The following is a 13,321-nucleotide window of genomic DNA, read 5'->3' as shown; positions in this document are numbered from 1 at the left end:
GAAGAGGTACTCCCATGTCTTCCACCACCACCGTCGCCATCGTCGGCTCCGGCCCGATCGGCTCCGCGTACGCCCGCGTCATCCTCGAGGCGAGCCCCGACGCCCGCGTCGTGATGTTCGAGGCGGGACCTCAGCTCACCGCCGTTCCCGGTCAGAGTGTCCGCAACATCGCCGACCCCGACGAGAAGGCCCGTGCCCGCGAGATGTCGCAGGGGCCGCAGTCGGGCGCGTTCCGCGAGAGCCTCGGCATTCCCGCCGGCGTCGTCGTCGAGGGCATGTTCACCGCCCGCCAGGGGACCCACCTGCTCGACTTCGGGGGCCCGGGATCCGCGCACGCCGCCACGTTCCCCGCGGCGGCCGCGGCGACGAACGTCGGCGGCCAGGGCGCGCACTGGACCTGCGCGATCCCGCGCCCGGCCTTCAGCGAGAAGGTCGACTTCATCGACGACGCCGAGTGGGAGGACCTGATCTCGACGGCCGAGGGGCTGCTGCACGCGCAGCAGGCGGCGTTCGCGGATTCGGCCATCGGCACCGCGATCCGGTCGCTGCTGAGCGACGAGTTCGGCGCCGAGCTGCCCGCCGGCTACGGCGTGGGCACCCTGCCGGTCGCCGGAGACCCGCAGCCCGACGGCTCGATGATGTGGGCGGGCGCGAACACCGTCCTGGGGCCCCTCATCGAGGAAGGCACCCCCGAGGCGGCGCGGTTCGAACTGCGCGACCTCACGCTGGTGCGGCGGGTCGAGACCGAGGACGGCGTGGCCACCGGAGTCACGATCGAGGATCTCCGCACGAAAGAGGTCTCGTTCTTCGCCGCCGACGCGGTCGTCGTGGCCGCCGACGCGTTCCGCTCTCCGCAGCTGCTCTGGGCCAGCGGCATCCGCCCCCGCGCCCTCGGGCGCTACCTCACCGAGCACCACGTCGTCATCACGACGGTGGCCCTCGACGAGGAGCGCATGAGCGCGCGCATCACGGACGACGAGTTCGAGGCTGAGCTCGCCCGGCGCGCGCAGAATGCGGCCGATCCGGTCGCGGCCGTCAACCGGATCCCGTTCTCCGAGCCGGGGCACCCCTTCTCGCTCCAGGTCATGTACGCCGAGAACCCGCCGTTCCAGCTCGACCCGTCGCACCCCGCCGCGGGCAACCGCTGGGGCTACGTGAACATGGGCTACGGCGTGCGCAAGCACCCGCGCGTCGAGGACGGAGTCACCTTCGACGACAGCGAGCTCGACTACCGCGGCTTCCCCAACATGACGATCGAGTACGCGCTGACGGATGCCGAGCAGCCCGAGCTCGACGAGGCCACCGAGCGCGTGCGCCGCGCCGGCGCCGCCCTCGGCGCCTTCGTCGCCGAGCCGCGGCTGCTGCCCAACGGCTCGAGCCTGCACTACATGGGCACCCTGCGGATGGGACAGTCCGACGACGGCACGTCGGTCGCGGATCCGTACTCGCGGGTCTGGGGCTACGACAACCTCGTCGTCGGCGGGAACGCCCTGATCCCGACGGCCAACACCATGAACCCGACGCTCATGAGCGTCGCGATCGCCGTCCGCGGCGCCCGCAAGCTCGTCGAGCAGCTGGCCGCGGAGCGTGTCGAGGAGGTCGCCCGGTGACCGGGGGAGATGCTGCACTTCGCGCAGGGAATCGCGCGGTGGTCGAGGCGTTCTTCACCTCGAATCTCGGCAATCCGGCCGAGCGGATCGCACTGTGGCACCCGAACGGGGTGAAGGAGCTGCCGTTCGCGCCGTCCGAGCTGCCCAAGACACGGTGGGAGGGCCGCGACGACATCGTCGCCAACACGCACGCGAACGCCGGCATGTTCGAGAACGTCGTCCACACGGACCTCGTGATCCACGACTGCGTCGACCCTGGGCTGTTCTTCGTGACGAGTCGGATGGTCGATGAGGCGCGGTTCCTCGGTGAGCCCTACCCGCAGTCGTTCGTGCACCTGATCCGCGTGCAGGACGGCGCGGTGATCCTGCAGCAGGAGTTCTTCAACTCGGAGGTCCTCGCGGGCGCCGAGCGCGCCGCGCGCGCGAAGGGCCGCACGCCCCTCGAGTCGTGACGCGGGCGCTCGCCCTGCAGAACTCCACTGATCTGGTCGGTCAGCGGGTGAGGAACCGCTCCCTCGGCTGCCGCAGCCTCGAATCCGTGGAGTTCTGCGGGTGGGGTCAGGACCCCGCGATGCGGTCGGCCATGAACTTGGCGCCCGCCGACGACGTCGCACCACCGTCGACCGGGATCTCGGCGCCGGTGAGGTAGGACGCCGCGTCCGACAGCAGGAAGGCCACCGCCTCGGCGACCTCGTCCGCCTGCCCGAGACGGTCCAGCGGCGTCAGGGCCAGCTGAGCGGCCCGCATGGCCTCCGGCGCACCGGCGGTCATCGGCGTTTCGATGAAGCCGGGGTGCACGACGTTGACACGGATGCCGCGCGCCCCGAGCTCCGTCGCCGCGACATGCGTGAGACCGCGAAGCCCCCACTTCGACGTCGTGTACGCCACGGGGTAGTGCGCGTTGAGCGCGGCCGACGAGCCGATGTTGACGATCGACGATCCCGCGCCCATGAGCGGCGCGAGCGCCTGGATCCCGAGCATCGGCCCGGTGAGATTCACGGCGAGCACACGATCCCAGTCCGCACGCTCGACCGTGCCCAGCCGCGCGCGATGCGTGATGCCGGCGTTGTTCACGAGTCCGCGGAGCGGTTCGCCGTCGAGTATCTCCGTCAGGTGGGCGGCGAGTGCGGTCCAGTCGCCCTCGTCCGCCACGTCGAGCCGCCGGTACTCGACGCCCTCCGTGGGTGAGGCCGGGGCGTCCGTCACATCGGTGGCGATGACGCGCGCTCCCGCCTCCGCCAGCACCCGCGCCTCCGCCGCGCCCTGGCCGCCTCCCGCCCCGGTCACGACGATCGTGCGTCCCTCGAGGCCCGGATACCTGGTCATGGACGCGACGCTAGCCCGCCGCCCGGCGTGCGGGAACCGGCATCCGCTGATGCCGCGCATCGGAATCCCCGAACCCGCGCCGGGGCCCGGCGCGCGAGGATGAGCACATGGAGTCCTCGCCGCTCGCGCCTGCGCGGCTCTTCTCGTGCGCGGGCCAGGTCGCCGTGGTCACGGGGGCCGCGACCGGCATCGGGCGCGCGGCTGCCGAGGCGCTCGCCGCAGCGGGTGCGCGTGTGGTCCTCGCGGGTCTGGCGTCGTCGAAGCCCGAGCGTGCCGCAGCCGGACTGGTCGGCCAGGGCGCCGATGCGATCGGCGTCGTGTGCGATGTGACGGATGCCGCGGCCCTCGCGGGCCTCGTCGACACCACGGTGAGGCGATTCGGGCGCATCGACACCGTCGTGGCCAACGCCGGCGCCGCGCTCGACGACCCGGGCGCCGACGCCATGGAGATGCTCGACCGCATGTTCGACCTGCACGTGCGCGCGGTCGCACGGCTGGCCGACCGCGCGTTGCCCGTCATGGCCGGCGGCGGCGGGGGAGCGTTCATCGTGATGTCGAGCCTCTCGGGCCTGCGCGGGAATCGCCTGCTGTCGGGCTACGGCGTCACCAAGGCCGCGAACGCGCAGCTCGCGCGCAACCTGGCCGTGCAATGGGGTTCGCGCGGCATCCGCGCGAACGCGATCTCGCCCGGCGTCATCGCGACCGACTTCGCGCGGCCGATCACCGACGACCCGTCCGCCGCACCCGCGCGCCTGGCCAAGACGCCGCTCGGTCGCTTCGGGACGCCGGCGGAGGTCGCCGGTGCCGTCGTCTGGCTGGCGTCGCCCGCCGGCGCGTTCGTGAGCGGCCAGAACATCGTGATCGACGGCGGCACCCTCGTCTCGGACTGAGGATCACGCCTCCGGGCGATATCGAGCCACCAGCTGCCGGTAGACATCCGCGCTCGGCTTCTCGGTGCGTGCGAAGGTCTCGGGATCCACCTCGTGCAGACCGAGCCTCGGGCCGTAGCCGAAGATCCACTCGAAGTTGTCCATGAGCGTCCAGTGGCAGTACCCGATCACGGGGACGCCGTCGGCGATCGCCTGAGCGAGGCCGTCGAGCGACGGCTCGATGAAGTCGGCACGGATGCTGTCATCCGGCGTGCTCACGCCGTGCTCGCTGACGAGGACCGGGACGCCGGCCACGGCGTAGGCGTACTCGACGGCGCCGCGCAGCGAGTCGGGGTCGACCGTCGTGCCCATGCCGTTGAGCACGGCGCCCTCCGGCGCGGGGAGCAGTCCATCGGGTCCGTAGACCAGGCGCTCGTAGTTCTGCACACCGACGAAGTCGTCGTCGGCGGCCAGTCGCAGCCAGTAGTCGTAGACCTCCGCGCGCTTGCGGTCGCGGACCGCTTCGCCGCCGGGCACGGCGACGTCGTCGCACATCGCGAGCGAGAGACCGACCGGAAGGTCGGCGCGGCGCTGCTTGATGGTGGCCTTGGCCGCGACGTGCGCCGCCGTCATACCGGCGCGCATCCCGGGGAAGTCCTCACGGGTCATGACGTTGCCGGCCCGGTATCTCTCCACACCGGCGGCTTCGGATGCCGCCGCCAGTGTCGCGCGTTCGAGATCCGCGACGAAGGAGGGAAGGTCGGCCCACGTCAGCATCTCGGGCAGATCCGGTTCGTTGAAGGTCACACCGAGCTCGATGCGGTCGCCGAAGCGGTCCATCACGACGCCGCAGTAGCGGGCGAAGAGCTCCGGCGCCTCGGGGTCCAGCCACGCCCCGCGACCTGCGAACCAGTGCGGCGACGTGAAGTGGTTGAACGTCACGATCGGGGCGAGACCGCGGGCGCGGCATCCGTCCACGATCGCCTCGTAGTGATCGAGCGCCTCGGACGAGAACTCGCCTTCAACAGGTTCGACGCGAGCCCATTCGACCGAGAAGCGATAGGCGTTGAGCCCCAGGCCCGCGACGATGTCGAGGTCACCCTCCCACAGCTCCCAGCCGTTGGTCGCCTTGCCCGAGCGTGCCTGGAAGACGGTCGGCGTCACGTTCTCGAGGAACCACGTGTCGCTGGTGACGTTGTCGCCCTCGTTCTGGTGGCCGGCGGTGGCGACTCCCCAGAGGAAGTCGGCGGGGAAGGATGCTGCGGGCATGAGTGGTCCTCTCTGAACTCGTGCTCCATCATGCACTACTTGTTCATTCTACGAAAGGCGATTTCATCAGATGCAGTGGCGAGAATGGCGTGCGTTAGGCCGCGACTAACGCGTCGCAGAGGAATCCGAATGGCCAAACCGCCCGTGGATCGTCACTCTTGACCGAAAGATCGCATCCCGAATCGCGATCACGACACCGAAGTCCGCAGCAGCACACCGATCACAGGAGATCAGGATGTCCCGACTCATCACAGCACGCGGCGCCGCCGTCATTGCGGCCGTCGCCGTATCAGCCCTCGCACTCGCGGGGTGCAGCGGCGCCGGCGATCCCAGCCAGACCGGCGGTGCAGCCGACACGTCGAAGCTCGTCATCGGCCTCGACTCCGACCAGGCCGCGCTCGGGTACGACCCCGTCCGCTACGGCAGCGGGCAGCGCTTCTTCTTCGAGGGGATCTACGACTCGCTGTTCCTGCTCGACGAGGACGGTCAGGTCGTCCCCGATCTCGTCACCTCGTTCGAGTACAACGAAGACAACACCCAGCTCACGCTGGACCTCGACACCACCGCGACCTTCGACGACGGCACGGCGTTGAGCGCCGATCTCGTGAAGGAGAACCTCGACGCGCGCGGCAACCCGGATCTGTCCGCGTACAACGGCTTCGCGAGCGGCGGACAGAACGAGATCTCGGACGTGACCGTTGTCGACGACGACACCGTGACGCTCACCTTCGCGGCGCCGCAGCCGGGCTTCGAGGCGAACCTCGTGCTGCCCGCAGGAGCGATCGTGGGGCCGACGGGCGCCGCCGACCGCTCCACCCTCGACACGACGCCGGACGGCTCGGGACCGCTCACGGTCGACGAGGACGCCACGGTGAAGGGCAACTCCTACCTGCTCGTCAAGAAGGAAGGCAGCGACGCCGCCGCGGACTATCCCTTCGACTCCTATGAGTTCCGTCCGGTCCTCGACCCGCAGGCTCGCGTCAACGCGGTGATCTCAGGCGAGGTCGATCTGGCCTACATCACGGCCGACACGCAGGCTCAGGTCGAGTCCGCGGGTGTCGGACTCGTCGCCAACGGCGGCACAGTCCAGAACATCGTGGCCTTCGACAAGACGGGTGCTCTCGGTCCGCAGTGGGCAGACCCGCGTGTGTACCAGGCGCTCTCGATGGCGATCGACCGCGAGGCGTTCGTCGAGGCGATCCACCCTGGCGAGCTTCCCACGGCGAACGCGCTGCCCGCCGACAACCCGGGCTACCTTCCCGAGCTCGACGAGGAGTACGCCTACGACCCGGATGCCGCCAAGGACCTGCTCGCCGAGGCGGGCTACCCGGACGGCTTCGACTTCACCTTCACGATCTCCTCCGCCAGCCAGCGTGATCTCGAGGCGCTCCAGCCCTACTGGGAGGCCATCGGCGTCAACATGACGCTGAAGAACGCGGCATCGACAGAGGAGATCTTCGCCGTCGTGCAGACCGAGCCGCTCGGCGGGCCGCTCCCGCTGACGTGGACCAACCCGCTCGGCAACGTGTTCGGCGTGCTGTTCGGCTTCGCGAACTTCCACGGCGCGGACAACCCCGAGATCAAGGCCGCCGCCGGCGCGTACGGCGCGGCGACCGGCGATGAAGCGGCGCAGACCGCGGCTCTCAAGGACCTCAACCGCGCGATCGTCGACTCGGGGTGGCTCATCCCGCTGTTCGAGCAACTGGCGCCGTGGGCGTACAACGCGAAGAAGGTCGCCGAGCCGACGTTCCCGGGCGCCGAGGCCTTCCCGATCCTGGCCTCCATCCAGCCCGCATCCTGATCCGACGACGGTGCCGGCGACCCGCGTCGTCGGCACCGCCCGTCAGGGAGAGTTCTGATGCTCATCTTCATCCTCAAGCGCGTCGCCTGGGGCATCGCGACGCTGCTGATCGCATCATGGATCGCGTTCATGCTCGTCCACCTCTCGGGATCGACGCCCGGCGGCGTCGCCCTCGGCCAGTCGGCCACACCCGAGCAGGTGGCCGCGTACAACGAGTCGATCGGCTGGTACGACCCCTGGATCCAGCAGTACCTCGCCTGGGTCGCGCAAGTGCTGCAGGGCAACCTCGGGACGTCCCTCATCGACGGGCGCCCCATCGGCCCCGATATCGCCAAGCGGCTCCCCGTGACCGCCGCGCTCGCGGTCTTCGGAACCCTCGTCGCCGCCCTCATCGGCGTCGTGATGGGCGTGATCGCGGCGGTGCGCCGCGGAGCGGTCGACAAGGCCATCACGGCGACCTCCGGCATCCTGCTGTCCGTCCCGGCCTTCTGGGTCGGAGTCCTGCTCGTCTACGTCTTCGCCGTCCAGCTGCGGCTGCTCCCGGCGACCGGGTTCGTGCCGTTCGCGAACGACCCGGCTGCGTGGGCGCGCTCGCTCGTGCTGCCCGTCCTCACGATCGCGATCACCTCGGCCGCCGGGATCGCCCGGCAGACGCGGGCCTCGATGTCGGAGTCCCTCGCGCAGGAGCACATCCGCACCCTCCGCGCCGTCGGCACGCCGACGAACCGCATCATCTACGTCCACGCGCTGCGCGGAGCGAGCCTCCCGATCCTCGCGAGCGTGGCCGTCATGTTCATCGTCCTGTTCAGCGGCTCGGTGGTCATCGAGGTGCTCTTCGCCCTGCCCGGCATCGGTCAGGCCATGCAGAGCGCCGTCGGCTCCGCCGACCTCCCGTTCGTGCAGGCGCTCGTGCTCGTCGCCACCCTCGTGGTCGTGATCGTGAACGTCGCGCTGGAACTCCTCAACCGGACCCTCGACCCGAAGCTGCGTGCCTCATGACCGTCTCGACGACCTCGATCGTCCGCCCCCGCCGCTCGGAGCGGAAGCTGCGCCTTCGAGTGCTGCGCTCACCGGCCGCCGTCGTCTCGATCATCTGGCTCGTCGGGCTCGTCCTCGCGTCGCTCACCTCGCCGCTGTGGCTGCGGTACGGCCCGCTCGAGCAGGACCTTTCCGTCGTACTGCAGGGCCCCTCGCCCGCGCACCTCCTCGGGACGGACGAGCTGGGCCGCGACATCCTCTCGCGTCTGGTGACCGCCGCCGCCCCGACGATCTTCATCGGACTCGTGGTGCCGATCGTCGCGGTGCTCGTCACGATCCCCATCACGCTCTGGGCGGCTCGGAGCCGGCGCGGCGAAGGGGCGATGAACCAGGTCAGCGAGATCGTCCTGTCTCTGCCCGGAACCGTCATCATCCTGGCCTTCATCGCGGCGGTCGGCACCAACATGCCGCTCGTCATGGCGGCGTTCGGACTGCTGCTGTTCGGCGCGATGTACAAGATCTTCTTCGGCCAGGCGAAGTCGCTGCACACGCAGCTCTACGTCGAGGCGGCCGCGATCGACGGCGTTCGGCCGATGCGCGCCAGCATCCGCCACGTGCTGCCGAACATGTCGACGACCGTCATCGTGCAGTTCGTCCTGCTCTTCGGCGTCGGCATCGGGATGCAGGCCGCGCTCGCGTTCATCGGGCTCGGCCCCCAGCCGCCCGAGCCGACGTGGGGCGGGATGATCCAGACCGCCTCGCGCTTCATCTTCCAGCAGCCCTGGATGATGGTGCCGACCGGCGGCATCCTCGCGCTCACACTCATCGCCGCCAACTCCCTCGCGGACGTGCTCGCGGGCGGTACGGCCGTTCCGCCGCCGCTCGTCGCCCTCCGTCGCCGACTGCGACGCGCGCCAGCGACCGAGGTCGCCGCGTCCGCCGTCGCCGACGATCTCCCCGTCGTGGGGGTGACGGACGACGCCGCCCCCGAATCGCTCGACATGATCGCGGATGCCTCGTATCCCGGGTCGAATGCCGACCCGCTGCGCGACACAGCGGCGCCGGTCGACGTCATCGCGATCCCGCCGCTGCTCACCGGCGAGGCCGACGAGCCCACCTCCGGGCCGGCGACGCCGGGCGCCTCGACGAGCCACGAGCAGCTCGCGAACGACCGCCAAGGGCTGGTCGTCGAGGATCTCGTGATCGGTGTCGACGGGGGCCCCGCCCTCGTGACCGGCGTCTCGATGCGGGTCCGCCCCGGCACGGTCATGGGGCTCGTCGGTGAATCGGGCTGTGGCAAGAGCGTGACGTCCTACGCGCTGCTGGGCCTGCTCGCCCCGGGACTCTCCGTGCGCTCGGGGCGCATCGGATGGCGTGATGCCGATCTCGCCGGGGCCACCGAGAAGACCCTCCAGCGGGTGCGCGGCCACGAGATCGCCTTCATCTCGCAGGAGCCGACGCGGGCACTCGATCCCATGTTCACGGTCGGCGCGCAGCTCGCGGCCGCGATCCGGCGCCTGCGCGGAGTCCGTCGGGCCGAGGCCAAACGCATCGCATCCCAGCTGCTCACCGACGTCGGCATCGTCGATCCGCCGCGCGTGCTGAAGAGCTACCCGCACCAGATCTCGGGCGGCATGGCGCAGCGCGTCGCGATCGCCCTCGCGCTGAGCGGCACGCCGAGTCTGCTCGTCGCCGACGAGCCCACGACGGCCCTCGACGTCACGATCCAGGCCGAGATCCTCGCGCTGCTGCGCGGGCTCATCGCGGAACGCGGGATGTCCATCATCATCGTGACCCACGACCTCGGTGTCGTCGCCGACATCTGCGATGACGTGTCGGTCATGTACGCGGGCGAGATCGTCGAGACCGGCACCGTGCGCGACGTGCTGCTGCGGCCCGAGCATCCGTACACGATGGCGCTGCTCGCGGCAGATCCGCACGCCATCCTCGATCTCGAAGGGACCGCGCGCCTTGCATCGATCCCCGGTCAGGTGCCGCTCCCGGGTTCGTGGACGACCGGGTGCCGCTTCGCCCAGCGCTGCCGCTTCGCGCGCGACGAGTGCCTCGTGACGGTGCCGCTCGACCCGCGCGCTCATGGCGAAGGCGGAGTCCGCTGCGTCCGGCGAGACGAGGTGCAGGGTCGCCAGGACGAATGGCGGCTGCCCGTGACGACAGGAGCAGGACGATGAGTGCCCCAGACACGGTGTCCGTCGGCGCGCAGGGCACGGATGCGCCGCTGCTCGAGGTGCGCAACCTCGTCGTGCGCTACGGCAGGAATGGACCGGCCGCGGTCGACGACGTCTCGTTCGCGATCGCCCGCGGTGAGACGCTCGGGCTCGTCGGCGAGTCCGGTTCGGGAAAGACGACGATCGGCCGGGCGATCCTCGGTCTGCAGCCGGTGAGCGACGGGCAGATCCTCTTCGAGGGACGCGAGATCACGCGCGCCAGCGTCGCCGAGCGTCGCGCGTTGCAGGGAGACCTTCGCGCGGTGTTCCAGGACCCGTTCTCGTCGCTCAACCCGCGCCGGGTGATCGGGGACGCTCTCACGGAGCCGCTTCGCGTCGCCGGTGTCGCCCGCGAGGAGCGGGAGCGCCGCGCGAACGAGGTCCTGGCATCGGTGGGGCTTCCCGCCGGCTCGTACGACCGGTACCCGCGCCAGTTCTCGGGCGGGCAGCGGCAGCGGATCGCGATCGCGCGGGCACTCGTGACGGATCCGCGCCTCGTCGTGTGCGACGAGGCGGTGAGCGCGCTCGATCTCTCGACGCAGGCGCAGGTGCTGAACCTCCTCGCCGAGCTGCGTGCCGGCGCCGATCTCGGCTACCTCTTCATCGCCCACGACATGGCGGTCGTCGAGTTCCTCGCCCAGCGCGTCGTCGTGCTCCATCGCGGAAAGGTCATGGAGCAGGGAGCCACGGTCGACGTCATCCGCAGCCCGCAGAGCGAGTACACGCGTGTGCTCATGGCAGCCTCGCCCGTGCCGGATCCCGACGAGCAGGCCCGCCGCCGCGAGGTCTGGCAGAGGCTGCGGGCGCAAGCGAAGGCCGCGGCCGGCTGACCCGACAAGTCAGTGGAGCGTCCCATCGACGAGCGGCGAGAGCTCCTGCGCCGTCTCGCGGAAGGTCCTGACCATCGGGTTGGGCGAATCGCTGAGGCTGCACAGCACGATCGTCGCGGGCTCGATGTCGGAGATCGGCACGAAGGCGAGTTCGTCACGGCGGTACTGGCGCGACGCGGACTGCCCCGCGATGTTCACCCCTGCCCCGGCCGCGACCAGTTCGAAGAGCCCGTCGACGCTGTCGGCCGTCGGGCCGCGTCGGGGCCGCGTCCCGTCCGGGCGCGGGTCGACGATCCACCAGTTCACGACCTCGGGAACCCCTCGGGCGACGGCCACGAACACCTCGTCGTTGGTCTCGGCGATCGTGACCGACTCACGTCCGGCGAGGGCGTGATCAGCGGGCACGACGAGCACCCGCGGTTCGCGCCACAGCGGCTCTACACGGATCCGCGGTGGCAGCACCATGGGTGACGGCGCGAACACGACGTCGACCCGCCCGGCTTCCAGCTCGGAGGCCACGTCGAAGAAGCCCAGCCGCCGCATCTCGATCCGCGCCGCCGGGATCGCCTGCATCGTTGCGGCGATCGCCGCCGTCGTCAGCGCGCCGGCCCCCGCGGCCACGACACCGACGCGCAGGAGCGGCGTGTGCTGATCCCGGCGCACCGACTGCGCCCAGGCGAGGAGCTGGTCGTGGTCGTCCTGGACCCGGCGGGCGAGGGGGAGCAGGTCGCGCCCGTAGCCGGTGAGCTCGACTTTGCGGGGACTTCGATCGAACAGCTTGACACCGAGCTGCTGCTCGAGGCGGCTGATCTGCTGGCTCAGCGACGGAGGCGTGATGCTGAGGCGCTCGGCGGCGCGACCGAAGTGCAGCTCTTCGGCGAGCACACAGAAATACCGGATCACGTGGATGGGCACGTCCATGCTCGGATCTTAGCCTCAGGCTAACGCCGGGTAGGGATGTCGAACTTCCTCCGGCCGCGGAACGTCGTGAGACTTGAGGCATCTGGAACGGTCGATCGGAATGGCCCGATGTTCCCGTCTGCCTAACGGCACCACCGTCTTACATGGAGGTAAGCATGACCACTTTCGCCGCTGACGACCCCGACAAGGTCGCGTTCGCCGGAATCCTGCCCGCGGCCCCGAAGCCCTACGTGATCGGCAACGGGCAGGGTGAGAAGTCGCTCGTCTTCGACCAGCTCTTCGAGATCCTGGTCTCGGGAGACGAGACGGACGACCAGTACGGCGCGTGGACGATGAAGGCGCGTCAGGGGGACCGCATCCCCGCCCACACGCACCTCAGGACCCACGAGTTCTTCTACGTCGTCGACGGCGAGATCTCGGTGTGGATGGACGACCAGGCGGAGTACCACACCAAGACCACGCTCACCACGGGCGACTTCGCGTTCGTGCCGGCGAACATCGTCCACGCATTCAAGATCGAGAACACCACGACGGTGTTCGGCGCAGGCACGGCGGGCTTCGAGCGGTTCTTCCACGCGATCGGCCAGAAGACCGACCTCGACCAGCCGCAGGGCGTCTACGTGCCGGACTTCTCGATCATGCGCGCCGCCGGCGAGAAGTACGCCACTGTCTTCATGCCCGAGTTCCGGTTCCGCGACTGACCTCCTCGTGTCGTCGCTGTTCGAGGTCGACTTCGCCCAGCCCGAGGGCTTCCGGCCGCTCTCGCTCGACCTGCGCACGCCGGAGTCCGCCGGCGCGCCCCTCATCGTGTTCCTGCACGGTGGGGGGTGGCTGCGTGGCAGTCGCAAGGTCTTCACCCCGGGGATCGGCGTCGGCCGGTCCTTCGATCTCATCGTCGCGGCGGGCTTCGCGATCGCCTCGTGCGAGTACCGCCTGAGCGGCGAAGCGCGATTCCCTGCGCAGCTGGACGACGTCGACGCCGCCCTCGAGTGGCTGAGGAATCACGCGGCCGACTACGGAGTGGATGCCTCGCGCCCCGTGCTGTGGGGAGTCTCGGCGGGCGCGACGCTCGCCGCGCTCACGGGGCTCGGTCGCCGTGATGTGCGCGGCGTCGTGGACTGGTTCGGTCCCGCCGACCTCTTCACGATGGCTGAGCACGACATGGGCGATCCACCCGAGAAGACCCGTGAGGCTCGCTGGATCGGCGGACCCGCCGCAGAGCATCCCGAGATCGCACGCCGGGCGAGTCCCGCCTACCAGGTGCACGCCGGCGCTCCGCCGTTCCACCTCGCGCACGGCACCGCCGACGAGCATGTTCCGTTCTCGCAGAGCGAGGCGCTCGCCGAGGCGCTCCGAGGCGTCGGAGCCGATGTCGACTTCCACACCGTTGCGGGCGGAAAGCACTTCTGGCAGGGGCTCGACGACCCGTCCACGGTGTTCGACGCCGCGATCGACTTCTGCTCGCGCGTCACACATTCACAAGGAGACTGAA

12 protein-coding genes are annotated in these 13,321 nt (G+C 70.1%); 9 read left to right on the top strand and 3 right to left on the bottom strand.

Features of this window, described 5'->3' with window-relative positions; all coding sequences use genetic code 11:
* Positions 1–14 precede the first annotated feature (14 nt).
* Positions 15–1,610, top strand: a complete 1,596-nt coding sequence (locus RS82_RS09235) for a GMC oxidoreductase (protein WP_045298569.1) — start codon at positions 15–17, stop codon at positions 1,608–1,610.
* Positions 1,607–2,062 carry a nuclear transport factor 2 family protein gene (locus RS82_RS20680; protein WP_157005501.1) on the top strand — a complete coding sequence of 152 codons (456 nt, stop codon included), beginning with the start codon at positions 1,607–1,609 and terminating at the stop codon, positions 2,060–2,062. Before RS82_RS09235 ends, RS82_RS20680 begins: the two co-directional genes overlap by 4 nt.
* A 106-nt stretch (positions 2,063–2,168) precedes the next feature.
* Here the strand turns inward: RS82_RS20680 and RS82_RS09225 are convergent, their stop codons facing one another.
* A complete protein-coding gene (locus tag RS82_RS09225; protein WP_045298567.1) occupies positions 2,169–2,936 on the bottom strand; it encodes an SDR family oxidoreductase in 768 nt (255 codons plus the stop codon).
* A 107-nt stretch (positions 2,937–3,043) separates the two neighbouring features.
* On the opposite strand from RS82_RS09225, the gene RS82_RS09220 reads away from it, so the two are divergent.
* On the top strand, positions 3,044–3,826 hold the full coding sequence (locus tag RS82_RS09220; RefSeq protein WP_045298564.1) for an SDR family NAD(P)-dependent oxidoreductase: 783 nt from the start codon (positions 3,044–3,046) through the stop codon (positions 3,824–3,826).
* A gap of 3 nt (positions 3,827–3,829) precedes the next feature.
* Here the strand turns inward: RS82_RS09220 and RS82_RS09215 are convergent, their stop codons facing one another.
* Positions 3,830–5,074: a glycoside hydrolase family 1 protein gene (locus RS82_RS09215; protein ID WP_052676763.1), complete on the bottom strand. Its 1,245-nt coding sequence runs from the start codon at positions 5,072–5,074 to the stop codon at positions 3,830–3,832.
* A gap of 235 nt (positions 5,075–5,309) precedes the next feature.
* Here RS82_RS09215 and RS82_RS09210 point away from each other — a divergent pair, with 235 nt between their 5' ends.
* From RS82_RS09210 to RS82_RS09195, 4 genes are read left to right on the top strand one after another with little or no spacing between them, the layout of a single operon-like run.
* On the top strand, positions 5,310–6,875 hold the full coding sequence (locus tag RS82_RS09210; RefSeq protein ID WP_045298560.1) for an ABC transporter substrate-binding protein: 1,566 nt from the start codon (positions 5,310–5,312) through the stop codon (positions 6,873–6,875).
* Between the two features lie 57 nt (positions 6,876–6,932).
* Positions 6,933–7,874, top strand: coding sequence for an ABC transporter permease (locus RS82_RS09205; protein ID WP_045298559.1), 942 nt, complete (start codon positions 6,933–6,935; stop codon positions 7,872–7,874).
* The gene (locus RS82_RS09200) at positions 7,871–10,042 is read left to right on the top strand and encodes a dipeptide/oligopeptide/nickel ABC transporter permease/ATP-binding protein (protein ID WP_045298558.1); all 2,172 of its coding nucleotides are present in this window, start codon (positions 7,871–7,873) and stop codon (positions 10,040–10,042) included. The genes RS82_RS09205 and RS82_RS09200 overlap by 4 nt, the downstream gene beginning before the upstream one ends.
* On the top strand, positions 10,039–10,908 hold the full coding sequence (locus tag RS82_RS09195) for an ATP-binding cassette domain-containing protein (RefSeq protein WP_045298557.1): 870 nt from the start codon (positions 10,039–10,041) through the stop codon (positions 10,906–10,908). Before RS82_RS09200 ends, RS82_RS09195 begins: the two co-directional genes overlap by 4 nt.
* A 9-nt stretch (positions 10,909–10,917) precedes the next feature.
* Here RS82_RS09195 and RS82_RS09190 read toward each other — a convergent pair whose 3' ends face one another.
* Positions 10,918–11,829, bottom strand: coding sequence for a LysR family transcriptional regulator (locus tag RS82_RS09190; protein ID WP_045298556.1), 912 nt, complete (start codon positions 11,827–11,829; stop codon positions 10,918–10,920).
* 155 nt (positions 11,830–11,984) lie between these two features.
* On the opposite strand from RS82_RS09190, the gene RS82_RS09185 reads away from it, so the two are divergent.
* Positions 11,985–12,530 (top strand): quercetin 2,3-dioxygenase, encoded by a 546-nt coding sequence (locus RS82_RS09185; protein ID WP_052676762.1) that lies wholly within the window; start codon positions 11,985–11,987, stop codon positions 12,528–12,530.
* Positions 12,531–12,537: 7 nt separating this feature from the next.
* On the top strand, positions 12,538–13,320 hold the full coding sequence (locus RS82_RS09180) for an alpha/beta hydrolase (protein WP_084695548.1): 783 nt from the start codon (positions 12,538–12,540) through the stop codon (positions 13,318–13,320).
* Position 13,321: the final 1 nt, after the last annotated feature.

It is taken from the genome of Microbacterium trichothecenolyticum, from assembly GCF_000956465.1.
Classification (GTDB): Bacteria; Actinomycetota; Actinomycetes; order Actinomycetales; family Microbacteriaceae; genus Microbacterium; species Microbacterium trichothecenolyticum.
This window is presented reverse-complemented; position numbering and strand designations above follow the sequence as displayed.

Excerpts from the sequence above, each read along its gene's own strand:
- RS82_RS09235 (WP_045298569.1), top strand. The coding sequence starts at position 15 with ATGTCTTCCACCACCACCGTCGCCATCGTCGGCTCCGGCCCGATCGGC.
- RS82_RS09225 (WP_045298567.1), bottom strand. The coding sequence starts at position 2,936 with ATGACCAGGTATCCGGGCCTCGAGGGACGCACGATCGTCGTGACCGGG.
- RS82_RS09220 (WP_045298564.1), top strand. The coding sequence starts at position 3,044 with ATGGAGTCCTCGCCGCTCGCGCCTGCGCGGCTCTTCTCGTGCGCGGGC.
- RS82_RS09215 (WP_052676763.1), bottom strand. The coding sequence starts at position 5,074 with ATGCCCGCAGCATCCTTCCCCGCCGACTTCCTCTGGGGAGTCGCCACC.
- RS82_RS09210 (WP_045298560.1), top strand. The coding sequence starts at position 5,310 with ATGTCCCGACTCATCACAGCACGCGGCGCCGCCGTCATTGCGGCCGTC.
- RS82_RS09205 (WP_045298559.1), top strand. The coding sequence starts at position 6,933 with ATGCTCATCTTCATCCTCAAGCGCGTCGCCTGGGGCATCGCGACGCTG.
- RS82_RS09200 (WP_045298558.1), top strand. The coding sequence starts at position 7,871 with ATGACCGTCTCGACGACCTCGATCGTCCGCCCCCGCCGCTCGGAGCGG.
- RS82_RS09195 (WP_045298557.1), top strand. The coding sequence starts at position 10,039 with ATGAGTGCCCCAGACACGGTGTCCGTCGGCGCGCAGGGCACGGATGCG.
- RS82_RS09190 (WP_045298556.1), bottom strand. The coding sequence starts at position 11,829 with ATGGACGTGCCCATCCACGTGATCCGGTATTTCTGTGTGCTCGCCGAA.
- RS82_RS09185 (WP_052676762.1), top strand. The coding sequence starts at position 11,985 with ATGACCACTTTCGCCGCTGACGACCCCGACAAGGTCGCGTTCGCCGGA.